Here is a 24353-nt window from a genome sequence, read left to right on the forward strand (position 1 = left end):
TACTAAGGGAGACAGATAGTTATGACCATATGGATGGATTTGACTTTTTCTATGAAAACATGGAGAGGAAAAGGAATTGTAGGAATTGTAAGGGCAGAATTGGAATTGGCACAGAAATTACATGGGATAGACAATGGTATTCGTTACTTTGTAGTTGAAAAAAAGGGCTTTCGTGAATTAAAAGGTGATGAAATAGATTGGATGTTCAAAGATGAGAGTGTATCTAATTCTTACATGGAAAGGTGGCCCATAAAACAAATAAAGGAACAGCCGACTAATGACGCCCATTATGGACTCAAAAGAGCATATAACTATTTGGGTAGATATACTCGAAGGGCTGAGAGAGTTGAAATATTTTTAAAAGTGTTGATAAAAAGGACACCAATGGTGTTTCGATGGTTCACAGCTTTGGTGTATGGGGTGATTGCTGGGCTACTTAAAATAATGGTTCCAATAGTTGATAAGATTAATAGTTTTAAGAAAAAGCGATTAACATGTGACGACAATATTAGGCAAACAGTTGATGTAATTCCGTTTAACGAAAATGATACCATTTTGTCTTGTGGATGGTATGACAACGGAGATATTGACAAAGAATATGCTTTTTCCGAGCTAAAGAATAGGATACCAGATGTGAAATTAATATATCTTGTATATGATTTAGTTATGGTAAATCCAGATACGGCAGCACTTTATTCGGTAAAGTACGAGTTTGAAAAGTATTTACAGTGGATTTCTAATAATTGTGACTACGTTTGTTATGGGGGAAAGACAGCCAAAGAGGATTCTGAAAAATATTGGAAAGAACATGATTTAAGGATTCCGCAAGGGAAGGCGGTGAAATTTGGTTCGGATTTCTTTGGTGATAAACCGACAAACTTTATTGAATATAAAAAAAGTAATCACATCGAGGACAATTTTATCCTTGCGGTTGGGTCAGTTGATGTAAAAAAGAATTATGACGTACTGTACAAGGCTTTTTGCATCATAGAAAAAAAATATAGTTTAGAAAACTGTCCACAATTATTGATTATTGGTGGGAAAATCAATGGAAAGAATACAATAACTAACATAGAACTCACGCCTAAGATAAAAGATAAAATACGAATTCTACGTCCAAGTGATAATGAATTGGACTCTTTGTATGAAAACTGCTTGTTTACTGTGCTCCCCACATGGTATGAAGGATGGTCGTTAACGCTTCCGGAAGCGTTAGGACATGGCAAATTATGTTTGGCATCAGATGTTAAACCATTAAAAGAAATTGGAATGGATCTGATTGAATATGCAGATCCTGCAGACCCGTATGAATGGGCAGACCGTATATATGAATTGGCTAATAATAAGGAAACTCTTAGAGAATATGAAGCAGACATAAAGAAACGATGGAAAAAGATCACTTGGATGGATTCTGCGAACATGGTATATCACGCAATAGAGGAGTGCAATAGTTTGGCACAGGAAAGGAAAGGCGCAAATATATGTTTTGATATGACGCTTGCTTATAATAACTCTACCTTGGGGGCTCCTGTTAGTGGAATATTAAGAACGGAATTGACACTGCTTAGATATTTGTGTCGTATATATCCATCCATGAGATTATTTGCTTTTACAAATGATGGTCCTACTTTTATAAGCCGTGCGGTAGTAGAAAATATACTGGGAAATGGAATAATTGATGAAGAGTTCAAGAAGCTAGGTTGGTACTTGGATCATTATGGATACTTAAATAATGAAAAAACGATCAAAGAGCAAAGTGATGAAGATTTCTTTTGGTTGCTTTGCAGCGTTGTCCCTAAAAAACTAAAGAAAGTGCTTATTAAAAGAAAAGAAAACTTTGAACGAGAAAGAAGAAATAAAACGAAAGTTATAGAGCTTCCGTTTAAGGATGGAGATATTTTTCTTTCTGTTGGGATAGGATTTGGAAATCTCAATTACGATGTTTATGATGCATTAAAAAAGCAAAATAGGAAAAGCAATTTTAAATATATTCAATTATTATATGACTTTACGCCAGTATTGTTTCCACAGTTTCATCATAAATCTACCAGAGACTCATATGGAGAGCTTTTACGTAATACGTATAGCACAGCAGATTTTATGCTATATGGAGGAAAGAATGCTGAGAAGGATGGTCACAAATATGAAGTTGACAATAATTTGCGGCATATAAAATCTGCACCGGTATATTTTGGTGGTGACAAGGTAGGGGAAGACCCAAATGAAAAATGGGAAGTTGATCAGGAGGAAGCAGAAAAGACAATCCTTAAAGAGCTGAGAATACGTGGAAAGTTTGTGCTTGTTGTGGGCACGATAGAACCTCGTAAGAATCATGAAAGCCTTTATTTGGCATATCTACACTTGTTGAAATCACATGAAGAATTGCCACAAATGGTCTTTGCAGGATTCCATGGATGGAATATGGATGAATTTGTGGAAAGAGTTCAAAGAGATGAGAGGGTGCGAAATAAGATTGTTATTATTACGCCTTCAGACAAAGAACTGGATGTCCTGTATAGGAATTGTATGTTTACAGTTCTAGCCAGTTTGTATGAAGGATGGAGTCTCACTCTTCCGGAGAGCCTCAGTAGAGGCAAATTTTGCTTATGCTGCGACACGCCGCCATTAAAAGAGATAGCAGGTGACTTAGCAGATTATGTAGAAGGATTTGACATAAAAACATGGGCAGAAAAAATATATTTCTACTATTCCAATAAAGAAGCTCTGAGTGTAAAAGAAAAGGCTATTAAGGACAAGTGGCATGTTATTACATGGAAAGAATGTGCCATGCAGGTTGCAGCTATACTCGAGGAACAGATGGAGGCATAGATTTTTAAATAAAATATTTCGAATGAGAGGCGGATTATGAAAAAAAAAATAATGATAACTGGAGGCAATGGTTTTATAGGGACTAATGTATGTAAGTATTGTTACAAAGATGGTGTTGATTTTCTTTCTATTGGCAAATCGGGTCAGTCGCCGATTGTATTTGGACATGGAATTGCCATAGATATTCTTGATAAAGGAAAACTTGTAGAGGTGATGAAAGAATATAGACCTGATGTAGTTATCCATTTGGCTGGTATAGCTACGCCTGTATATTCTGATTTTTCACAATTATATCAAGTGAATGTCTTAGGAACAGAGTACCTGTTGGAGGCAATGACTGAAGCGGAATTGCCTTCTTCTACGCGCTTTATCATGACAAGTTCAGCAGGAATTTACGGAAATCAAAAGCCTAAGTTCTTATCTGAGGAACTACAGCCAGATCCTGTTAATCATTATTCATTCAGTAAGATGATAGCTGAAAAGATAACATCTCATAAAATGAATGAATTCGAAATTTGCATAGTAAGGCCATTTACTGTTGTTGGCCCAGGGCAAGTGAACCGTTTTTTTGTTGCTAAGTTAGTAGAGCATTTTGCAAATCATGCTAAAGAAATACAGGTTGGAAATCTTAAAGCGGTTAGAGATTATATTTCTGTTGAGTTTTGCGCAAGAGTAATATATGAATTGGCTATAACACAAGAATTTCCTAAGGGAATCATGAATATTTGCTCTTCAAGTGAATATTCATGTGAAGATGTAATTCATGTGCTAGAAGATATCACAGGTGAACATCCTGAGATAAAATCCACTGCTGATAATATTAGAGCTAATGAAATATGGCGATTGGTTGGAGACAGCTCGAAACTAGCAACATTTATAAATGGAAAATTTGAATGTGAGTCTTTCGAAAGTGTATTACAAAGAATGCTAGCATGCGTAAAGGTTTAAATGAGCTATATTTTAATACGAATGATTCTTTTGGACTAGTTCGTTTAGAGGTGAGGGCTTGTGGTTGATAATCCTAAAAAGAGAATAATTGGTCTGAATGTTGTAAGAGTAATAGCTGCAATAGGAACTTTTTTGTATCATACATATCATAACTTTGACTGCAGATATGGAAGACTCGATTATGTTATAAGTCAAAGTACTTTTTATATGACCACCTTTTTTGTTCTGAGTGGATTTGTTATTTACTATACTTATTATGATAAGCCATTCTTTTCTGATTCCAAATATATATTTATATATATAAAAAAGAGATTTATGGCCGTGTTCCCAGAATACTTTCTAATCTATACAGTTCTTTACTACATTTTTAGAAATAATTCAAGTTTAAAGTATGATATTGTGGCATTCCCATTTCAGCTTACACTAACATATGGTTTCGAGTTCTATGGACATATAATTAATTGGGGAGCGTGGTTTTTTAGCTTGATTTTCATGTGCTATTTTATTGCTCCATATTTTATTAATATGATCAATTCAATGGATAATAAACTTATATTATTATCAGCATTCATGTGCATGTTATTTGTGTCGTGCGGACCATATTTACAAGTGATGATATATGCAAATTTCTTTATGAGATTTTATGAATTTTATATAGGAATGGTGTTGGCTTGGCTATATTTATCTAAAAAAGAGTCATTTACAAGACACTTAAATGAAGCATGGAAAATGCTAACAGTAATAGTTTTGTACATAGTAGCTTTTGTTGCTATTTATTTTATGCAAATAATAATTGAGCAAAAAGGGCTTAATCACACATTCCTTTCTCCATTAAACATTATTATGGTTAGCGGAATTGTTTATATGGCTGCTAAGTGTGAAGGAAAGCTTGCTGAAGCAATTAATAACAATTATGTGATAAGCGTTTTGTCAAAATATAGCTTGGAAATATATGGGGGTACGTTCTTTTCTTCATATATATATGCGACCTGGTTTGTTGGTAAATATTCTGGAGCTGGATTAGTGGCTTTGGCTTTTTTTTTTAAATGCGATATGTACCGTGTGTTTGGGAGTGTATAGAAACTGGGTTAATACGCTTATATCAAGGAACATTCGCTTATATTTTATCATCGCAGGAATAGCTTTTTTGATTTTTGCGATACCTAAGTGTTTTCATTTTTAATGATAGGAAATTTATGTTGTAATCTATTTATCTATACATCTTGCCGGAGGAGTAGTTTGCTCTGTAGAGAATAATGTTTTTAGTAATATACTTTTGGAAATTGCTGATAAGATGAGAGCTGACTTTGTTCTAGAGACTGGACTAAGAGCAGCTGGTTATAGGTGTTTGGACAGAAATGTGGTAGACGAAGTTATCAGATTAGCGGATAGAATAAGTTATGATAACGCTACTAGGATAGAACTATCATTTCCTAAAAAAGATGATTTGGCACTGCAAGGGAAACTGAGGCCGTAACTTTATTTGTGATTACCTTTGTTCTATCGGTTATTTCTGGGATCCCTGATTACCTTACAAGATCTTCTGTATGGATAATTCCTTCGTGTTACCTACTACATTGCTTTTGGATAATAAACAAAGGATTGGTTACTGATTTATTAACGGGAAGTAGGCTTTACTTTCTGGGAGATATTTCATTTAAAGCATTTATGCTACATTATCCAGTTTTATATACTGTATCAATGCTGATTCCGACACATAAAGGAAGTAGACCACTTAATGTAGCGCTCATGGGTTATTGTTTCTTGATCACATGTGTACTAAGCAAATTGTGTAACCCTCATTCCAGAGATAATTAAAGCATTGGTTTAGTAAAAAGAAATATATAAGGTTCGGGATAATGAGAGATAGCATTTATCCCCAAATATAAATTTGTCTAGGGTCAAAGAGTAATATCGAGCTTTTATGTATGTATTCATTTTGTTTTACTCTATCTATTTTTCTTCTAGAAAATTATAATACAGAGTTCTGGTTTAAGGATTCCGATATTGAGTCCTAGTTAGCTATATTTGTGTGTAAAAAATAACAATAGCGGAAACTGTTTTGTTGACTTTAATTTTGCCATTAATTGCTAAAAAAGGAACAATGATCTTCATAGTTGCTGTACCAAAGACGTTAGTTACAATATAAAGGAAGGAATCACACAGCATGACAAAAAAATTAAGAATAACTGTATTTCTTTTGCTTGGGACAATGTTATTTGGAATATTTACAAATGTTTTGTCCAAAAAGTGGAATTATATTGATTCCGTAGACAATATAGGTATGAGCTTAAGAAAGTATGAAAACTTTTATGGAAATATCGATGTTTTTTTTGTGGGTGCAAGTAATTTACAGTATGCTATTTCACCTATGTATCTATACGAGCATAACGGTATTGTTTCTTATAATTTGTCTAGCGGTGGAATGTCAATAGAATGTACCAAGTTTTTAGTTGCTGATATTTTTAGCAAGGGATATATGCCTAAAGTAATTGTAATAGATCCCAATATTCTTTTTGATGAAGTTAAGAGTGAAAGCAGCTTTAGAAGAATAATGGATAATCTACCATTAAACAGGGAGAAGTTAAAATATATAAACAATTATTTGGAAGCCACCAGAAATAGAGATTTAAGCAGTGATAGAATTCGAGAGATACTCGCGTGGGTAAGTCCATTGTATAGATATCACGAACGTTGGAATGAACTAGAGGCTGCAGATTTTTATTCTTCAAAAGACGATGATTATTTTATGTATGGTTATTATAGCTATGCAAATATTGCCTCGTCTAATAATGATCGAGCTACAGTGGAGTATATTGATGATATGTTAGCTACGCTTGGGGAAAGTAAGTCATATTCATCCCTCATTATAAAAAATAACGCAGAAATTATTGAGGATTTGAATGATATTTGTATAAAAAACGATTGTAAGTTATTACTGTTGAAGACACCTATGCAAATTACGGCTCTCGAACACCCTTCATCATGGAGCAAACTAAGACATGAGGCAGCAAGAAATTTTGCAAAACAATATAATATAACGTTTATTGATCTTAATTACGACGTTGATATTGGAATAGACTGGGCCCACGATACCTGTGACCATGGGATTCATATGAATTTAAATGGAGCTCAAAAGGTAACAGAATATATCGGAGATTACTTGTCGAAAAATTATGAAATGCTAAACTATCCAAATCCTGACTACGACAAGCATAAGGAGTTATACGACAAATACATGGCGGCAAGTCATATTGCCACAGCATATGAATTAAAAGATTATTTGGAGTATATAAAAAAGTCAAATTTGAATATTGTCGTAATTATGTCCGTTGCAAATGGAATGAGAAATGGTTTATCCGATAAGGATATGGAGACCTTAGCAGAATTTGGTTTGAAATCAGATTTTAAAAATATGGGAGACAGTAGTTCTTTTATAGCAATCTCTGATGGTAATAAAGTATTATACGAGCAAATATCAGATAGTAGCCAGACAAAATACATGACTATAGAAGATGATAGTTATTATATAGAAAGTTCCGGATATCTGGACGGTAACAGAAGCTCAATAGTGATTAATCAAAACGATTTATCACTAAATCAAAGAGGCATTAATTTTGTTATTTATGAAAAGGATTCAGGTATGGTAATAGATAAAGCATACTGTGATACGTATGTAAATGAACATGATGTTGTTCATGAGTCAGCATGGGAAATATTTGAATATCAGCAATACCTTCTTGGTAGGAAATAATCTTTAACTAAGTGTTTAGTACTCAATGAAGGTATCTTTTATAGATATAACAATTGATAAAATGATGTCATTAGTTCAATCCTGGCAGAAATGATAGGTGATTATGTAATGAAGTAAGTTGTATATATGGATGGTCACCCCAGCAAACATCCTGGAGAGGCAGGAAGGAAACTGCCATTGAAACCATGTTTAGCGTTTACGGAATCGGAAGCGGAACGTCTTTTTATATCCGCTGGAAGAGTTGAGAGCTTTGTGAATAATGTATACAGAGTTCAGTCTTTTAATGATGCATATATGGAATTTAAAGCACTGGAAAAGGAAATGGCAGAAACAAAAGCAGCTATAACTATCCGAGGACAGCATAAGGTTGAGCGCATGGTACGTTCTTATTTCTTGGAGACAGATGTGTTTTTTAGTCATTGGAGAAAGACGTTTGGGCATATAAAGAAACAAAGGGATATAGATATATACAAAGATATGGAGAAGAAATACGATACAAATCAGTGTTACAATTTACTCCATATCATGAGAGATTATATCATGCATGCGGGTGATATAGTACATGGTACTCATGTCGGAAACAACGACATTCTTCTGTGGGCAGAGGCTGATGTCCTAAAAAACGACCTTAGAAAAGGCAACGATAATAGGAAGCTTCTTGAAAATCTCACAGACAAAAGGATCAATCTGCTTGAATTAGCTGATGATGCATATCCATTAGTTATGGAGATACACGAGTTATTTATGCGGGAATTAGCGAAGAATGCGGATTATAATCTCAAAGAAGAATGTGGTTATCTATTGTCTCTGAAGAGCAAGACAGTTCCGATTTCTGCAGATTATTGGTATGCATTTAGCTATACCGGACCTGAAAATGTTAATGTTGGAATAACTAATGCCGTTAGAGTGTCAGGTTATGGCTTTGATTACTATAGACTAGATTTGCAGGCATATGCAGAATTGAAAGCATGGCTTGATAGTATAGAAACTGCATAGATAACGTTGCAAGGATGATTCTTTTGTATCTTGTTGCTGGAATCCGTGAATAAAAACTGGGGGATGTTGATCATGAGTTTTACGTCTTTTTTCTTCTTCATATTTTTAGTTTTATTACTTCTAGTATATTTTCACGTTCCGGAGAGGATGCGGTGGGTAGTTCTTCTCATCGCAAGTATAATTTTTTATGCAACATGGGGTTGGGAAAAGCTGCCATTCATTATGCTATTGGCATGGATTGCCTGGGTGGCGGGAAGTATGATCGGGCTGAGGTACAGTAAGGCGGCAGATGGTGACAAAGAGGAATTAAAGAAAGCCAGGCAATATGGAAGGATTGTTGCAACTGTGGCAGTAATTCTTTTACTGGCGCTGCTGATGTATGTGAAGGTGGGAACGCTTCTTGTGAAGAGCCTGAGCCTTGAGGGTGGCGTAAGCATCATAGTTCCGCTGGGGATTTCTTATTATACGTTTTCGCTTATCGGCTATGTGCTGGATTGCTATTGGCGCAAGGAGCAGTATGAAAAGAACTATTTCAAGCTTTTACTTTTTGCGAGTTATTTCCCAAAGGTGCTGCAGGGGCCAATTGTGAAGTACAGAGAGTTAGAGCCGCAGCTGGTAGCGGTGCACAGGTATGATTACAGGAATCTGTGTTATGGGCTTCAGCTTATGTTGTGGGGATATTTCAAGAAGCTGGTTATTGCGGACAGGCTGGCTATATTTGTAAATACAGTATATGGGGACTACCACCATAAGTCCGGCAGCATGCTTCTTGTGGCTACGATATTCGGAGCGTTTCAGCTGTACTGTGACTTTTCGGGATGTATGGATATAGCTGCCGGATTTTCAGAAATTATCGGCATAAAACTTGATAGAAACTTTAATCACCCGTTCTTTTCAGAAAGTACTGCTGAGTTCTGGCGAAGGTGGCACATCACTCTGGGAGTGTGGTTTAAGGATTATGTGTATATGCCAATTTCTGTTGCACCCAGGATGATGAAGCTGATGGGAAAGGTCAGAAAGCGTTTCGGAATGAGCGCTGCCAAGAATGTGTCCACGATCATAGCGCTGTCAGTTGTGTGGATACTTACAGGACTATGGCATGGAACAGGGCTCAACTATGTAGTATGGGGCATTTACTGGGGCGTACTGATAATTCTTGGTATGCTACTGGGGCCTTCCCTTGGCAAGCTGTGTGTGAAGCTCCATATAAATACGGATTCCAGGGAATGGCATCTGTTCAGGAAATTCAGGACTTTTTGTCTGTTTGTGATAAGCAGATTCATGACGATTCCCGGGGATTTTAAAGTAACACTGGAAGTTTGGAGAAAGATTTTTTCCATAAAGTTCTATCCCTGGGAACTGGTGGATGGAACAATTTTCAATATGGGTCTTAACCGTCCAAACTTTGTAGCAGCTATCCTGTTCCTGGTTCTTCTGTACTTCGTGAGCAGGCATGAGGAAAATGGCGAATCCGGCAGGGACTGGATCGCGCAGAAACAGATTGTGCCAAGGTGGGTTATATATTATGGGCTTTTGTTTACTATCCTGATATTTGGGATCTATGGACCGGGATATAACGCAAGCGATTTCGTTTATATGAAGTTTTAATAGAATCCTCAAGTTGATAAAGGAGATGACAGGCTATGGAAGAGAAGGTGTTGGAACTGCTGAGTAATGAATATCCTGAGATCGATTTCGCAGCATCAGATGCGCTGGTTGATGACGGAATTCTGGATTCGCTTACAATAACAGGGATAATTGCCCTGCTGACCATGGAGTTTGGAATTGTAATCCCTTATGAGGAAATTGTTGAAGAGAACTTTAATTCGGTAAACGCACTGGCCAAGATGGTTGAGAGGTTACAAGGATGAGTGAAGTAACTGCAATTGTATGTGTGTACTTCATATTGATAACAGCAGTAGCAGTTATTATTGGACGCAGAATGAATAATTCTGTTGCCTTTTTTGGCAATAACCTTAGTGTTGCGATGTGTGTAGCAATAGGTGCAGGCGAATGGATGGGCGGTACATCAACTACTGGAGTTTCAGAGTATGGCTATAAGTATGGAATATCTGGTGCTTGGTATACAATTGCAAATGGAATTGGAATACTTGTGCTAGCCTTGTTTTTTGCTAGAATGTTCAGACGTACAGGAATTACCACGGTTTCAGGAATAATAGGGAAATATATCGGGGTAAAAGCCGGTAAGGTATCGGGGATACTAATTCTTATTACTTTGTTTGCGGTTGGAACATCGCAGATGATTGCATTAGGGACTCTTGGCGAAACATTGTTTCATACTTCAACTGCAATATCAATATTGGTTGGTGGAACATTTGTTGTTTTATATACAGGAATAGGTGGAAATATTGTTATAGCTAAAACAAATCTGATTCATATAGTTGTACTTGTTGTTGGCATGACAATTACAGCATTGGTCAGTGTTAGGCAGTTGGGATGGAATATGATTGCTACTCAGCTACCTGCTTCGTATTTTTCTATGGATTCAATTGGTATTCCAAAAGTCGTTTCGTGGATAATAGCATCAGTATTGGGTGCATGTACAGCACAAGCGGGCCTACAACCTATATTATGTGCTAAGAATGAAAAGGTAGCTGTAAAAGCTTCTATGATTATTGCTTTTATTGTGGCTCCTCTTGGGATTATAACTGCATTATTAGGGATGGTTGGCAGAATATGGTATCCAAATCTGGAGAATCCAAAGTTAGTACTTCCCATGCTTTTAACGTCATTAAATCCTGTCATGTCGACTATAATGATGATTGCTCTATTTTCAGCAGTTATTTCTACAGCATCACCTATTATCCTTTCATGTGGAACAATAATAATAAAGGATATGTTGACTGATATAATTAATTTTGAAAAGTTTGATGAGGGAAGAAGAATACTATTTTCTAGGGGAGCTACTGCAATAAGTGGATTGATATGTATGATACTGGCGATATCATTGGCGTCCGGTAATACTATTCTTGATATTGTTTATTTTGCATACAGTATAAGAGGAAGCCTATTTATAATCCTATTGATGGGCATTATAAATAGAAGAATAAATGAACTCGATGCAATTATTGCGATGCTTATGACTGCGACTGTAAGTGTTTTCTGGATTATTTATAAGACAGTCACAGGTAATTATCCTATACATCCTTTTTTTTCCGAGACATATATAGCAGTATTGGCGGCGCTTGTGTCATCGATTTTTTTGAGATTTGTGAGGAATAAACATGGAGAGCATAGTAGAGTATGTGGCGAAAAAGGCCGGAGAAATGCCTGAAAAAATAGCTGTTATTGTAGATGATGTAGAGACTACTTATGGACAGCTATATAGAATGTGTCAAAAATATGCAGAAATACTTAAGAAATCTGGCGTTTCACATGGTGATGTGATTGTGACAAGAGCGAGTCAGGATCTTGCTTATGTTGTAATCTATTTATCTATACATCTTGCCGGAGGAGTAGTTTGCTCTGTAGAGAATAATGTTTTTAGTAATATACTTTTGGAAATTGCTGATAAGATGAGAGCTGACTTTGTTCTAGAGACTGGACTAAGAGCAGCTGGTTATAGGTGTTTGGACAGAAATGTGGTAGACGAAGTTATCAGATTAGCAGATAGAATAAGTTATGATAATGCTACTGGGATAGAACTATCATTTCCTAAGAAAGATGATTTAGCAGATATTTTGTTTACTACAGGTACAACAGGAACTTCAAAAGGCGTTGAACTTACACATGGAGCGCTAGTAGCTACAGCTGAGAACTTGATTTTTGGGTGTAAGTATGCCGAAGATACTGTCTTGATAGCACCAGGCCCTTTGAATCATGCTAATGCCATACGCAAACTCTTTACAACATTTGTGAATGGCAGTTCAATAATAATTCTTAATGGAATGAAAAATCTGAAAAAGTTTTTTGATGCGCTTAATTATGGAAAAGGTAAGATTGCATGTTGCCTTCCGCCAGCATCTATTAGAACTTTGTTTGTGCTAACAGGAGATGAGATTGGGAAATACATAGATGTGATTGATTTTATTGAATCTGCAACTTCTCCACTACCAGAACATGATAAGCAAAAACTTATAGAACTTCTTCCTAAAACAAGACTATACAACAACTATGGATCTTCTGAATCAGCATCTGTGTGTATCTTGGAATATAGTAAATACAAGAACCTAATAGGTTGCATTGGGAAGGCTATGCCAAATTCAAATGTATTTGTCGTAGATGATGACAAGTTAGAAATAAAATCTTCAAAGGATAATCCTGGGCTAATTGCGTGCGAAGGAAAGGTAAATATGTCCGGATATAGAGGTGAGCCTGATCTCACGGCAGAAGTTTTAAAGAATGGTGTGGTTTATACAAATGATATTGGATATATTGAGGATGAATTTGTCTATATTATTGGTAGAAAAGGCGATGTAATTAATGTAGGAGGATTAAAGGTTGCACCTACTGAAGTTGAGAATGAAGCCCTCGACTATGATGGTGTCAAGGATTGCATATGCATAGCAGTTCCCGATAATATAGTGGGTAATTCTCTCAAGATTCTACTTGTAGTAGAGGATGAGAACTCTTTTGATAAAAAAGAATTTGTTTCATTTATGGGAAAGCGACTTGAAGCTTATAAGGTTCCTCATAAGATTGAATTCGTGGAGAGCGTTAGGAGAACATACAATGGAAAGATAGATAGGAAGTCATATAGGTAAGTTCTTACTTTATGATTCTTTGATTATAATTTGAACCTTGGCAATTTCATACTTTACATTAGGAATTAGGACTTGCTCATACAGCACACATATGCTATCCTATCAAAGTTGTGAAAGTCTTTCACAATTCTTTTTTCCAATCTGGAGAGGCTAAGCAGTTCTTGCAGATGCCGATTTCAACGAATGGAAAGATATTAAGTTTTATTGAAGGAGGCATATGTGTATGCAGGAAAATGATACTGCTAATGGACAGATTCAGAACAGCAAGGTAGAGGATAATGGAGCAAAGCTGATCTTTGAAAATCCTACTCTATGTGCGCAGCTATTAAGGGACTATTCAGGTATTGAGCTTCTTAAGAGCGTTCGGGCAGAGGATATAACAGATGTTACAGAACGTTATATTCCGATGTTTACAGAAGAGCGAAATGCTGATGTGGTCAAGAAAGTAAGGGTGAATGATGGTGAAGAAATCTTTATAGCTCTGATTGAACACAAATCCAGCGTAGACTATAATGTAAGTATGCAGATATTGCGCTACATGGTCTATATTTGGGATGACTATGAGAGGCGCGAGGAGAAGAGGGTGCCGGATATTAGTAAGCTTAAAGGCTTTAAGTATCCGCCTGTTTTTCCGATTGTGTATTACAATGGTGAAAGTAGCTGGACTGCAGACAAGACGTTGAAGAGCAGAGTGGCACTAAGTGACATTTTTAGACCATATATTCCGGATTATGAATATCATTTAGTCAATACTGCTGATCACGGGAACGAAGAGCTTATTAAGAAGAATGATGGATTATCACTTCTCATGATTCTGAATAAGATAAGGAATACAGATGAGTTTAGTTCGCTGAATCTGCCAAAAGACTATTTGGACAATCTATCTGCCAATGCACCTCAAGATGTACTTGACGTTCTTGCCAGAGTAGTTGCTGTACTACTAAGGAAGCATCATGTTTCAGAAGATGAGGTTCAGGACTTTGTAAGTCAGATAAAGGAGCGTCATATGAGTGATTTATTTGCTAACTTTAAAGCTACTGTCAATGTTCAGGAAGAGCGTAGGATTGGACGAGAACAAGGACTTGGCATTGGTGAGGAAATAAAACTCATCAAGCAAGTCTGCGGTAAGATTGGCCTTGGTCAGTCTATTGAACAGATAGCGACCGATCTGCTTGAGGATGAGGAACATATTAGACGTATCAGCCAAATTGCTTCAAAGTATGCACCGGATTATAATGCTGACAAGATATATGAAGAACTATATAATTTTGATCAAAAACAAAAGTCAGAATTTGCAAAAAATCAGTAGTAGCACTATGTAACCGAATAACAAAGAGAAACTCCTGATGTAAGGTATGAAATTGCCGGACATTAGGAGTTTTTTGTTTATTCTTTTACCGGAAGGAAGATAGTATATGCTTGCAGATATTAAGAACATCTGGACATTCAGAGATATGATATTTGAGCTTACCCACAGAGAACTGCGAGGTAAGTATAAAGGATCTGTGCTTGGATTTTTGTGGACTTATGTTAATCCGCTGTTGCAGATTCTTGTCTATGCATTTGTATTTTCACAGATATTCAGAAGTGGTATTGAGAAATTTCATTTGTATCTAATAGTGGGCATGTTCCCATTTAATTTTTTTACCGGGGGAGTGATTCAGGGACTTGGATCTATCAGATATCAGGGGGATTTGGTAAAAAAAGTATATTTTCCGCGCCAGATACTTCCAATAGTATCTCTTACAGTTAACTTTGTTAATCTTCTTATTTCTTTTGGCATTATATACAGTATTCTTTTGATTTCTGGCTGGGGAGTTAATCTAAAAATTCAGGGCTGGCTCATACCTGTCATGTTGATTGAATATTTCTTTTCTCTAGGACTTGCGCTTCTATTATCAGCAGTAGAAGTATATTTTAGGGATATTGAACATATTATGTCTGTAGTTATGATGGTCTGGATGTATGTGACACCGATGTTTTATAGTGTTGATATTATTCCACAGCAGTATCTTCCTGTTTTTTACTGTAATCCCATGCTCTATATCATCAGTATGTATCAACAAGTACTGTATTATAAAGTTGCACCGGATATGACATATATGCTGAAAGCTCTAGCATTTGCGCTTGCTAACATAATTATTGGCAGCATTGTTTTTAAAATACTTGAGAAGAGATTTGCGGAGGAACTGTAAATGGGAATGGACAAGAACGTAATATCTGCAGATGTTTCAAGCCAGGTGATCATAGATGTAAATGATGTCTATAAGAATTTCCGCGTCTATTATGACAAGGGAAGTATGCTAAAAGAGACCTTTGTAAATCCAGGGCGTTCTAGGTATGAAGAGCGGGAAATTTTAAAAGGAATAACTTTTAAAGTTTATCGAGGAGAGACTGTAGCTCTTATCGGGCAGAATGGCTGTGGTAAATCAACTACGCTTAAGATGCTTACTAAGATACTGTATCCTAACAAAGGTACAGTCACTGTATATGGTAAGGTATCTAGTCTTATAGAATTGGGGGCGGGTTTTCATCCTGACATGAGCGGGAGAGAGAATATTTATATCAATGCCTCAATTCTTGGAATCAAGAAAGATGAAGTTGATAAGAGGATTGATGAGATCATAAGGTTCTCTGAGCTGGAGGAGTTCATAGATAATCCAATCAGAACGTATTCATCTGGTATGTACATGCGCCTGGCTTTTTCTGTTGCCATAAATGTTGATGCGGACATCCTTCTGATCGATGAGATATTGGCTGTAGGTGATCAGGCTTTTCAGGAGAAATGTATACGAAAGCTGGATGAACTACGCTTATCAGGTGTGACTGTTGTACTAGTATCACATTCTATGAGCCAGGTAAAAGAGATTGCTGACAGGTGTATTTGGATTGAGGGTGGTCAGATACGTGAGGATGGTGACACTGAAACAGTCTGCAATCATTATGAGGAGGCAATGACTCGCAGGCGCGAAGAACGAGATGAGCTTGAAGAAGGGCAGAGAAAAGTATCTGCTAATGATAATAATGGTGTTAGTCCTGACCAGATAAATGATGAAGCTGATGCAGTTATAGAGGGGGACGAACCAGCAGCTCAGGACAATAAGAAAAATCGCAGATTGCAAAAGAAAGCTTTGCGCCTAGAGGAGCGAAAGAAAATGCAGGAAGCTTTTTCTTTCAGATGGCAGGGTGGTGGATCCCAGGGGAAGAAGGCTGCAGGCGTGATTGCAATGGCTCTTTTCATGCTCTTTTTTGCATGCCAGAATGTTTTCGGAATAAATTATGATGTGGAGAATAAACTCAGTTTTTGGCCCAAAGTTGTAGGATATGTGAGCTTTATTTTGGGAGCAGTTGGTCTTCCAATGCTCCTGATATTATTAGGATTTGAGCTTCTTGAAAGGGATTATAGTTCTGGAGAGAAAGTATATTTGTACTATAGAAAGACTTTTTTACCAGTTTTTATTATATGGGAGACATGGGTTCTGATATATCAGGTGTTTTTGATGCTTTGGATAGGGCGACCATTAGATTTTGGTGTATGGTTAAGGGAAGCTTTGCTTATTAAGTATATAGATATTCCAAATCTCTGGACAGCAAGATTTTTGGGGCTCATGCTACTTGTTACGCCTTTTGTGGCACGTTTTCTTCAGCTATTGAGCGCAAGGGCGCTGCAATTGTTACTGATATTGTTTTGGATATTTATTTTTATGTTTCCGGGATTTGATATGTATGGTCAGGCAAATGGCGGAGAACCGAGCTTTCCATTTTACTCTGGAACAGTGTGTTATGTATTCTATTTCTGTGTGGGACACCTGATATCCAGATACAGCCAACGAATGTTGAAGGGTAGCAAGGAAGTTCTTATGTTTGTGGCAGGCTTTTTTCTTTCTTTGTGGTCGCAGCTTTTTTTTGATAACAGAGGAGTTGATTACCTCATTAAACCTACATATTTTGGAATTTCAATCATGGCCATAATGGGATTTGACCTTTTGGCGAGGGTTAAGGTAGATGAGATGTACCCAAGAGTTGCAAAGCTTATTGAAACTGTATATGGCAATTTAGTGGGTATATATTTGATCTTCGGCGTAGCGATGATGATAATTGGAAAATATCTGATCTCAAGTGCGATTTTGCAGGAGGGTCCGCATCTGGCATTTCTCGTTATTGGAACTGTTATACTTTGGATTTTGACTGCTCTTATTTCTTTTGCGATAATGTCAGCTTGGAATAGGATTTTTAAGAGAAATTGAAAAAGAAAAACGGCCTGCAATCTCATTAGTCTGAGCGGCATTTTCATTAGTTAGTGTAGCGTTTTCATTAGCTAAAGTGGTGTTTCCATAGAATTAACTCCTAATGTAAGGTATGAAGATGCCTTTCGTTAGGAGTTTTTTGATTCATATATAAAGTTTCATTTCAGGTATCAGAAGACCTTACCAGAATATTGCGCAGCAGATCGATCACTACTTGCTGCATTTCTTCAGGAAGTCTGTGATAGTAGAATATGAGTTCTTTATCGATAGTTCTGAGTTCCTTGACCATGGAATTCTTAGAGGTATTGTTCATGGCCATCAGAAAATCGTTATGTATATCTGACATCTTTTGGATCACTTCAACATAATCACTGGGAGGCCTTTTCTCATTGATTGGGTCCATAAACAGATCGTCATTCAATGACAATATCTCCGGATCAAAATCCGGATCGGAATCCGGATCAAGAGGAATCAGAGATAGGTGTATGAGCTTCTCGATTGGTACATTGTATATTTTGCCGATTTTGTAGAATGTATCAGCTGGTGGAGTTAATCTTGCGTTCTCGTAGTGAGAATAAGTGGCTCTGGTAATCCCGAGTTTATTAGCAATATCTTTCTGCTTGAGTCCATGGGATTCTCTCAATAGCCTTAAGTATACTGAAAATCTAGTTTCTGACATATTTTCTCCATAATATAAAAAATGATACGGCTTCGTGCAATAAAATAGAAGTCAAAAAAGATATGGCTTAATGTAATAAAAAATAAAGCCTAAAAAACTTAACGTGCTCAAGAAGTCTGACTATAGCCTAAGTAGAATGAACAATATTCAAGTTGTTGAAAAATAGGGATGTTGAGGACTTATAAAACAATAAAATTCTATCATGATATAGAAAAATACAAAGCCTAATGATATTAAGAATATCAACTGTAATTTATATGATAATATAATTAACTTTCTGCGATATCGCCCGATAAACATAAATGAAACAGTAAAATGATATTCAGAATATCATAAAAAGGTTGATTAATGTTCTAAATATCGTAAAATATAAGTGGGCGGTTATCATATTTGCTTATTGCGAAAGTAAATATGAAGCATCGCTTATATTATCCCCAACCTAAACGTTTAATGTTGAAAGGAGAAAAGACTATATGAACATGAAGTTCGTAAAGAGATTCCTTGCTGTATCAATGGCAGCAACAATCATGATAGTACCTATGGAGGCTAGTGCTGCTTCTAAGACTGCTCAAAAGACCAAGACAGCAGAGCAGACAACACAGTCTACACAGTCTACTCAGACAGAGCAGGAGTCAGCAGGAGAGAAGCACAATAAGACTATGGCTGAGAAGACAGCAGCAAGTACATCTGCAGTTGTTGGCGGCGTAACGCTTAAAACTAATGTAGCAGGAACCGTTGATGTTACAAATTCCAAGACTATTAAGGCGTTCATACTTACATCAACTAACGGCAAGACTGCAGGCGACAAGCAGACAGTATTTTCTAAGACTGCCAAAGAATCTCCTAAGGCATTTGGTTCAGCTAATGCAGCTGCAGCAGCTATTGGAGGAACAGTAGTTGGTGATGCTATTAATGCTGATATCACACTTAAGAACGGTGGAACAGCTAAGGCTGTCCTTAAAGATGCTCTTGCCGGAACCGTTAAGGTTATCCAGGTAGCTGGTGGCGGAGCTACAACAGTTCTTGATGCTACTGTTGATGGAACAGTTGTTTCTTTCACACCTTCTAACGGACATTTCACATATTTCATAGTAGTAATCTGATCACATAAGGCACAATGCGGGGCAGTATCGCAAGCTACTCCGCATTTTTTTAGTAATACTAATAGAATATATATGTTTCAAGAGGTATTTTGATCCAGCGTACTATATGAGTTTTATTATTATGCAAAAAAGCTCCTTGAAAGGGAAAGTCCTTGAGAACAAATCTTAAATCCAGACGATTTCTTGTTTTTATATCTATTATCATCCTGTGTATATGTTTGGGCGGACTAGGTGGTATCTACAGTTTCTGGGCCTATCCGGATGAGTTTGGCTACTGGTCACCTGCTGCAAGACTTAGCGGATATGACTGGTCGCAGGTGACATCTATCGGTTCGTACTATTCTTATGGGTACAGCCTGATTTTATATATAATCTTTAATATTTTCAAAAACGCAGTAACGGCATACAGGGCAGCAATATTCATAAATTTTGCTTTGAGCATTGCAGCTGTATGGCTTATATATTTTTTTATCTGTTCTGTACGAAATATAGCGAGTTCAGGTAAGGCTGAGGGCGCCGCTGCGATAATTAGCGCATCCTGTGTGATGTATCCTGCCTGGTCATTGTATTCGCAGAGTACTATGTCAGAGAGCCTTATATTGTTTTTGTTCGTGCTGGTATCTTTTTTGATGTACAGGTTTTTAAAAAAGCCCGGGATCATAAATGGACTTCTTTTGGTAGCATGTTCCATGTATGCATATCTGGTTCATATGAGAATGATAGGAACTGTTATAGCGATAATGGTGACGCTTCTGGTATGGGCTTTTAGCTGCGGCAGTCGCAAGATCAGAATGGGCATATTGATACTTATAGCAGTTGTAGCAGTTGTTTTTGCTGTAAGCTTTGTGATCAAAAGTCATATAGTATCGGAAGTTTATACTTTCAGTTCTAAAGATACTATCAATTGGAATGATTATAACGGGCAATTACCGAAGATATTAAAACTTTTCACTCCCCAGGGTATGCAATACATGTTTGAAAATATCTCCGGCAAAGTCCTTTATATAAGCCTTGCTTCCTATGGACTGGGATTGTGGGGAATATCAGCTGTTACATCACTATTTATAAAAAGCATAAAATCTCTTAGGAAAAGAGGTTCAAAGAGCAGAGCACTTTTTGGCATATATATGTTTCTGGCAGTTTTATTGCAGATAGGTGTTGCTCTTGTATACCTGATAGATTCTCCGTCACCTGATAATGCAAGGCTTGATCTGCTGCTTCATGGTAGATATACAGATATGGTGATTCCGGTGCTGATTATATACGGTATATATGCCATGTATTATAGTAAGCACCCTGTTATCATCACAGGCATCATATCTGCAGCAGACGTTTTGCTAATGATTCCTATTCTGAGCGTTATCAGTAGGAATAATACCGGAATGAGCGAACTTCAGGGATTTACCATGGCGGGTGTTAGTTATATGTTGTCTTATCAAGATACAGATGCTAAGGCGTTCCTTATAAGAGCAGTTATATTCGGTGTGATCTTGTCATGGGTGGTATGTCTTATAATTTTTATAGCCCGTAGAACGGGTGAATCCATGGTGCTTGCCTGTTTAATAGCAATCCAATTGGCATTATCAGTTGTCACTTGCAACAAGTTCATGTATTCTATTCAGCCTTATGTATACACAGATGTTCAGCTGACTGACAAAGTTGAAAGACTTGAAGAAGCAGATCCCAACAGGCAGATAATACATATCTTTAAAGGCGGCATTCCGTATATAGAAGTTGTTCAGTTCGGACTAAGAGATAAGGTTATCGATGTAATTGATGCAGAGGTAGAAGACGTTTTTATAAGTGCATTTCCACACGATGCGATAATCATTACAGATGCGGATACGCCGCTTGATGCAGATCTTAGAGACAAATATGATACGGCTATATACTACGGACATCTAAAACTATATTTTAATGAATAATCTTATGACGTAAGGGTCAAAAGGAACTTTTGACACCTGCCTCATATTATAGAATTGGCACTACTTTAAACATACCCAAAATGAGGGGGATTCGTTTTGAATATATATATTTATAAGATAAAAAAGATTATATCGGTAGTGATAATTGTATACTCACTCATTGCTCCTCTCTCTATATATATAAGTTCATATGCGGCTATAAGTGGTGAAGTTAACATGATAGTATCACCGACAAGCGCATACAGGGAACCTTCGATGGGTTCTGAGAAGATAAGGGATCTTAATATTGGAGATACTGTTTTTGTAACAGGAGAGGATGGTGATTTCTATGCTATATATTTCAAGGATACGACGCAATATGTCCCTAAATATGCCATAGATGGAACTGATGTGCCGGATTCTGCTACAGGGGTATCTGTTAACCCTAATGCTGCATCTCTTGCATCATCCGCAAAGAAAGCTAAAGAAGAAAGTAATAAGGCTTTGCATGAAGAGTTTAAAGAACAGGAAGCCTATAATGAAATCCTTGAAGATACATTGGAACAAAAAAGAAAAACCAAAAGAAATACAGTCATATGGATAACTGTAATGGTGGTCTTGTGCATGTGCATGATAGGGGCAAGTGTGATGACTGCTTTTAGCAGTAAGAATGCTGATGAAAGTACATCTGAACAAGGGAGTACAAAGGAAGAAAAAACGAAAGAAGATACTTCAAAGATATAGGAAGGGCATTTGCAAGATTTTAATCTTCCGTAGGGGTGAAAATGCGACTGAAATGGCGCTTTTTGCTGTTTTACGTGGCTAAACAGAGAAAAAATCTCTAAATAAGCAAATGAGATATTGAATTTCTTTAATTGAAAGCTTATAATTAAAGAACACCCTGGAAAGGAGGCGCTTATTATGTTGGTCAAATTATCTGTAGAGAACTTTAAATCGTTTGATCAAAAGGAAGAATTATCAATGATTTCTTCCAGTAAGATGCAGGGAAATAAGAGCCATCGTGTGAAAATCAAGCAGACGCAATTGTTGAAGAATGCAATTGTTTATGGAGCAAATGCTTCTGGTAAGTCTAATCTTGTTGTTGTATTTAATTTTATTAAAGCTGCTTTGATGGAAGGACTACCTGTTGGTTCAGCAAATGATTTTTGCAGGAACAGACAAGAAAATAAAAATCGTGAAAGTGTATTTGAAATCCAATTTACTGTGGGTGATACCTTTTATGCATATGGTTTTTCTGCAATACTCAGTCAAAGAAAGGTTACTGAGGAGTGGCTGTATGAATTGATGCAGGATGGCAGTGCGCATCAACTGTTTATAAGGGAAGGCAGCAATGCACCGGTTCTTGGGGAAACTGTTAAGCTGTCTGCTTCTGAGAAGAGCAGATTCAGCGTTTATTCAGAGGACTTTGCAGGTCAGGATGCGCAGCTGTTTTTGACTGAGATGAACCGAGGAAAGAAATATCCTGAGAATTCCAAGCTGATATTTTTGGTAGAAGCTTTCAGCTGGATTATGAATAATATCATCGTCATCAATCCAAACATTGGTATTTCAAATACTGAAGCATACTATAATGATGAATCTTTGGAGAACATAAGCAAACTGATTCAGACTTTCGATACCGGTGTTACCGAGATAAAAACAAGGCAGATTACCATAGATGAAATGGGCAAGATGATCCCCGCGGAGGTTGTTCAGGGAATCTTTTCGCAGTTGAAAGCTCAGCTTCAGATGAGTAACCTTCCAAGCATTCAGATGACCTGGAGAGTTGAAGGTGGTTTCTTTAATATTCGCATTAAAGAGGGAGAAGAACCTGAGATTTCTACTCTTGTTCTAAAGCATGGCAAATCTGTTTTTGACTTTAATTTCTCTGAGGAATCAGATGGAACAAAGAGATTGTTTGATCTGATTGATATGCTCCTTACAGAACGACCTGATACTGTATTTGTTGTTGATGAGTTGGAGCGCAGTTTGCATCCGAAGCTGACAGAACATTTTCTTAAACTTTTCATGGAAGCTCATGATGGTGTAAGAATGCAGCTTGTATTTACTACACATGAAGATACAATAATGGATCAGAGTCTTTTCCGTAGGGATGAGATATGGTTCGTTGAAAGAGATGCTGACAATGCCAGCAAGATTTATTCTCTGGACAGATTCAAGGAAAGATATGACAAAAAGCTTAGCAAAGCTTATCTTGAAGGAAGATATGGTGCTATTCCTGTGTTCAGGCAGTTTTCTTTTCGGAAAGGAGAGTAAATATGCCGGTACATACATACACGAACTGGAACCAGCGTCCATCTGATCATGAAGAGCAGATGGAGCCATTTAGAAAATATTTTTTCATTTGTGAAGGAGCATCAGTACATGAGCGCATTGCACTTGTGGCTGGTGCTTTTTCTTTTGTTCGTAATTATCGAATCATGTATTGATAGACTGATGCGCAGAAATTTTACTTTTTGGACCTGAGTTTTTTGGGGGGTATTTTTATAACTTTTTCATCTAAAAAGACTTTTGATATATTAGAAATAGGTTGAGCTTGGGGTATACAGCGATAACGACAGGGCTAGGCATGTGTATAAAAAGATGGGATTTAAGGAATATGGAATAAATCCTAGGGAATTCAAGCTAAAAGACGGAACGTATAGGGATGAGATCATAATGGCAAACATATTTGAGTGATATTGTCAGCACTCCGGAAGCAATGATTCCGTTTACGGAATTTGAGAGAATTCATGAAGGATGAAAAAATCATATATATTTTTAAATTAATTTACATAAAATATTGATATTATGAGCATAATATGATAGGTTATGAGTCAGAAAAAAGTTGGAATATGCATATATCTAATGACTAAAAAATGGTAGTGGATTTGATACTACCTTCATGTTTTGGAGGTTAATAACTGTTGAATAATACTTATAAAACTATATAAATAGATGTTGACTTTTATAGTTTGCTGATGTATAATAATATTGAAAGGAGCTAGCACTTTGAGTAAATATTATTCTATACATAAATTTTCAAAGATTATAGGTGTATCTGCGCAGACATTACGAAATTGGGATGCTAACGGAAAACTTCATCCACATCATACTACAGCAAGTGGTTATAGATATTATTCTGATGAACAACTTAACCAAGTAATGA

General features: G+C 36.7%; 20 protein-coding genes. 19 read left to right on the plus strand and 1 reads right to left on the minus strand.

Going from position 1 to position 24353, the window contains the following annotated elements:
• Positions 1–21: 21 nt before the first annotated feature.
• From G634_RS0110330 to G634_RS21895, 13 genes are all read left to right on the plus strand, one after another.
• The gene (locus tag G634_RS0110330) at positions 22–2829 is read left to right on the plus strand and encodes a glycosyltransferase (protein WP_026505234.1); all 2808 of its coding nucleotides are present in this window, start codon (positions 22–24) and stop codon (positions 2827–2829) included.
• 36 nt (positions 2830–2865) lie between these two features.
• A complete protein-coding gene (locus G634_RS0110335) occupies positions 2866–3777 on the plus strand; it encodes an NAD-dependent epimerase/dehydratase family protein (protein WP_026505235.1) in 912 nt (303 codons plus the stop codon).
• Between the two features lie 60 nt (positions 3778–3837).
• Positions 3838–4857, plus strand: coding sequence for an acyltransferase family protein (locus G634_RS0110340; protein WP_026505236.1), 1020 nt, complete (start codon positions 3838–3840; stop codon positions 4855–4857).
• A gap of 214 nt (positions 4858–5071) precedes the next feature.
• Positions 5072–5254, plus strand: a complete 183-nt coding sequence (locus G634_RS0110345) for a hypothetical protein (protein WP_026505237.1) — start codon at positions 5072–5074, stop codon at positions 5252–5254.
• 690 nt (positions 5255–5944) lie between these two features.
• Entirely contained in the window at positions 5945–7531 is a 1587-nt protein-coding gene (locus G634_RS0110350) for an SGNH/GDSL hydrolase family protein (protein ID WP_026505238.1), read from the plus strand.
• Positions 7532–7708: 177 nt separating this feature from the next.
• The gene (locus G634_RS0110355; protein ID WP_155830562.1) at positions 7709–8527 is read left to right on the plus strand and encodes a hypothetical protein; all 819 of its coding nucleotides are present in this window, start codon (positions 7709–7711) and stop codon (positions 8525–8527) included.
• A gap of 72 nt (positions 8528–8599) precedes the next feature.
• A complete protein-coding gene (locus tag G634_RS0110360; RefSeq protein ID WP_026505240.1) occupies positions 8600–10135 on the plus strand; it encodes an MBOAT family O-acyltransferase in 1536 nt (511 codons plus the stop codon).
• Between the two features lie 35 nt (positions 10136–10170).
• The gene (locus G634_RS0110365) at positions 10171–10398 is read left to right on the plus strand and encodes an acyl carrier protein (RefSeq protein ID WP_026505241.1); all 228 of its coding nucleotides are present in this window, start codon (positions 10171–10173) and stop codon (positions 10396–10398) included.
• Positions 10395–11822: a sodium:solute symporter family protein gene (locus G634_RS0110370; RefSeq protein ID WP_026505242.1), complete on the plus strand. Its 1428-nt coding sequence runs from the start codon at positions 10395–10397 to the stop codon at positions 11820–11822. Before G634_RS0110365 ends, G634_RS0110370 begins: the two co-directional genes overlap by 4 nt.
• On the plus strand, positions 11773–13251 hold the full coding sequence (locus tag G634_RS0110375; protein WP_081676585.1) for a class I adenylate-forming enzyme family protein: 1479 nt from the start codon (positions 11773–11775) through the stop codon (positions 13249–13251). Before G634_RS0110370 ends, G634_RS0110375 begins: the two co-directional genes overlap by 50 nt.
• A 223-nt stretch (positions 13252–13474) precedes the next feature.
• A complete protein-coding gene (locus G634_RS18785; RefSeq protein ID WP_051233828.1) occupies positions 13475–14560 on the plus strand; it encodes an Rpn family recombination-promoting nuclease/putative transposase in 1086 nt (361 codons plus the stop codon).
• A 106-nt stretch (positions 14561–14666) separates the two neighbouring features.
• Positions 14667–15446 (plus strand): ABC transporter permease, encoded by a 780-nt coding sequence (locus tag G634_RS0110385; RefSeq protein ID WP_026505244.1) that lies wholly within the window; start codon positions 14667–14669, stop codon positions 15444–15446.
• Entirely contained in the window at positions 15447–17498 is a 2052-nt protein-coding gene (locus tag G634_RS21895; RefSeq protein WP_330364810.1) for an ABC transporter ATP-binding protein, read from the plus strand.
• Between the two features lie 163 nt (positions 17499–17661).
• Here the strand turns inward: G634_RS21895 and G634_RS20360 are convergent, their stop codons facing one another.
• Positions 17662–18177, minus strand: a complete 516-nt coding sequence (locus G634_RS20360) for a helix-turn-helix transcriptional regulator (RefSeq protein ID WP_051233829.1) — start codon at positions 18175–18177, stop codon at positions 17662–17664.
• Between the two features lie 473 nt (positions 18178–18650).
• On the opposite strand from G634_RS20360, the gene G634_RS0110400 reads away from it, so the two are divergent.
• The 6 genes from G634_RS0110400 to G634_RS20805 all read left to right on the plus strand — a co-directional run.
• Positions 18651–19280, plus strand: a complete 630-nt coding sequence (locus tag G634_RS0110400) for a hypothetical protein (RefSeq protein WP_026505245.1) — start codon at positions 18651–18653, stop codon at positions 19278–19280.
• Positions 19281–19432: 152 nt separating this feature from the next.
• On the plus strand, positions 19433–21205 hold the full coding sequence (locus G634_RS0110405; protein ID WP_026505246.1) for a hypothetical protein: 1773 nt from the start codon (positions 19433–19435) through the stop codon (positions 21203–21205).
• Positions 21206–21301: 96 nt separating this feature from the next.
• Entirely contained in the window at positions 21302–21928 is a 627-nt protein-coding gene (locus tag G634_RS0110410) for a hypothetical protein (RefSeq protein ID WP_026505247.1), read from the plus strand.
• A 177-nt stretch (positions 21929–22105) separates the two neighbouring features.
• Positions 22106–23461 (plus strand): AAA family ATPase, encoded by a 1356-nt coding sequence (locus tag G634_RS0110415; RefSeq protein ID WP_026505248.1) that lies wholly within the window; start codon positions 22106–22108, stop codon positions 23459–23461.
• A 2-nt stretch (positions 23462–23463) separates the two neighbouring features.
• Positions 23464–23634: a hypothetical protein gene (locus tag G634_RS21605; protein WP_242826804.1), complete on the plus strand. Its 171-nt coding sequence runs from the start codon at positions 23464–23466 to the stop codon at positions 23632–23634.
• Between the two features lie 562 nt (positions 23635–24196).
• A partial coding sequence (locus G634_RS20805; protein ID WP_155830563.1) for a MerR family transcriptional regulator occupies positions 24197–24353 on the plus strand: 157 nt, incomplete at its 3' end.

The sequence above is a fragment of the Butyrivibrio sp. NC3005 genome, from assembly GCF_000424545.1.
Taxonomy (GTDB): domain Bacteria; phylum Bacillota; class Clostridia; order Lachnospirales; family Lachnospiraceae; genus Butyrivibrio.

Bases quoted from the DNA above. Each gene is read 5' to 3' on its own strand.
- G634_RS0110385 (WP_026505244.1), top strand. From the start codon at position 14,667: ATGCTTGCAGATATTAAGAACATCTGGACATTCAGAGATATGATATTT.
- G634_RS0110335 (WP_026505235.1), top strand. From the start codon at position 2,866: ATGAAAAAAAAAATAATGATAACTGGAGGCAATGGTTTTATAGGGACT.
- G634_RS0110360 (WP_026505240.1), top strand. From the start codon at position 8,600: ATGAGTTTTACGTCTTTTTTCTTCTTCATATTTTTAGTTTTATTACTT.
- G634_RS20360 (WP_051233829.1), bottom strand. From the start codon at position 18,177: ATGTCAGAAACTAGATTTTCAGTATACTTAAGGCTATTGAGAGAATCC.
- G634_RS0110370 (WP_026505242.1), top strand. From the start codon at position 10,395: ATGAGTGAAGTAACTGCAATTGTATGTGTGTACTTCATATTGATAACA.
- G634_RS0110330 (WP_026505234.1), top strand. From the start codon at position 22: ATGACCATATGGATGGATTTGACTTTTTCTATGAAAACATGGAGAGGA.
- G634_RS21895 (WP_330364810.1), top strand. From the start codon at position 15,447: ATGGGAATGGACAAGAACGTAATATCTGCAGATGTTTCAAGCCAGGTG.
- G634_RS0110350 (WP_026505238.1), top strand. From the start codon at position 5,945: ATGACAAAAAAATTAAGAATAACTGTATTTCTTTTGCTTGGGACAATG.
- G634_RS0110375 (WP_081676585.1), top strand. From the start codon at position 11,773: ATGGAGAGCATAGTAGAGTATGTGGCGAAAAAGGCCGGAGAAATGCCT.
- G634_RS21605 (WP_242826804.1), top strand. From the start codon at position 23,464: ATGCCGGTACATACATACACGAACTGGAACCAGCGTCCATCTGATCAT.
- G634_RS0110345 (WP_026505237.1), top strand. From the start codon at position 5,072: ATGAGAGCTGACTTTGTTCTAGAGACTGGACTAAGAGCAGCTGGTTAT.
- G634_RS0110415 (WP_026505248.1), top strand. From the start codon at position 22,106: ATGTTGGTCAAATTATCTGTAGAGAACTTTAAATCGTTTGATCAAAAG.
- G634_RS0110400 (WP_026505245.1), top strand. From the start codon at position 18,651: ATGAACATGAAGTTCGTAAAGAGATTCCTTGCTGTATCAATGGCAGCA.
- G634_RS0110365 (WP_026505241.1), top strand. From the start codon at position 10,171: ATGGAAGAGAAGGTGTTGGAACTGCTGAGTAATGAATATCCTGAGATC.
- G634_RS18785 (WP_051233828.1), top strand. From the start codon at position 13,475: ATGCAGGAAAATGATACTGCTAATGGACAGATTCAGAACAGCAAGGTA.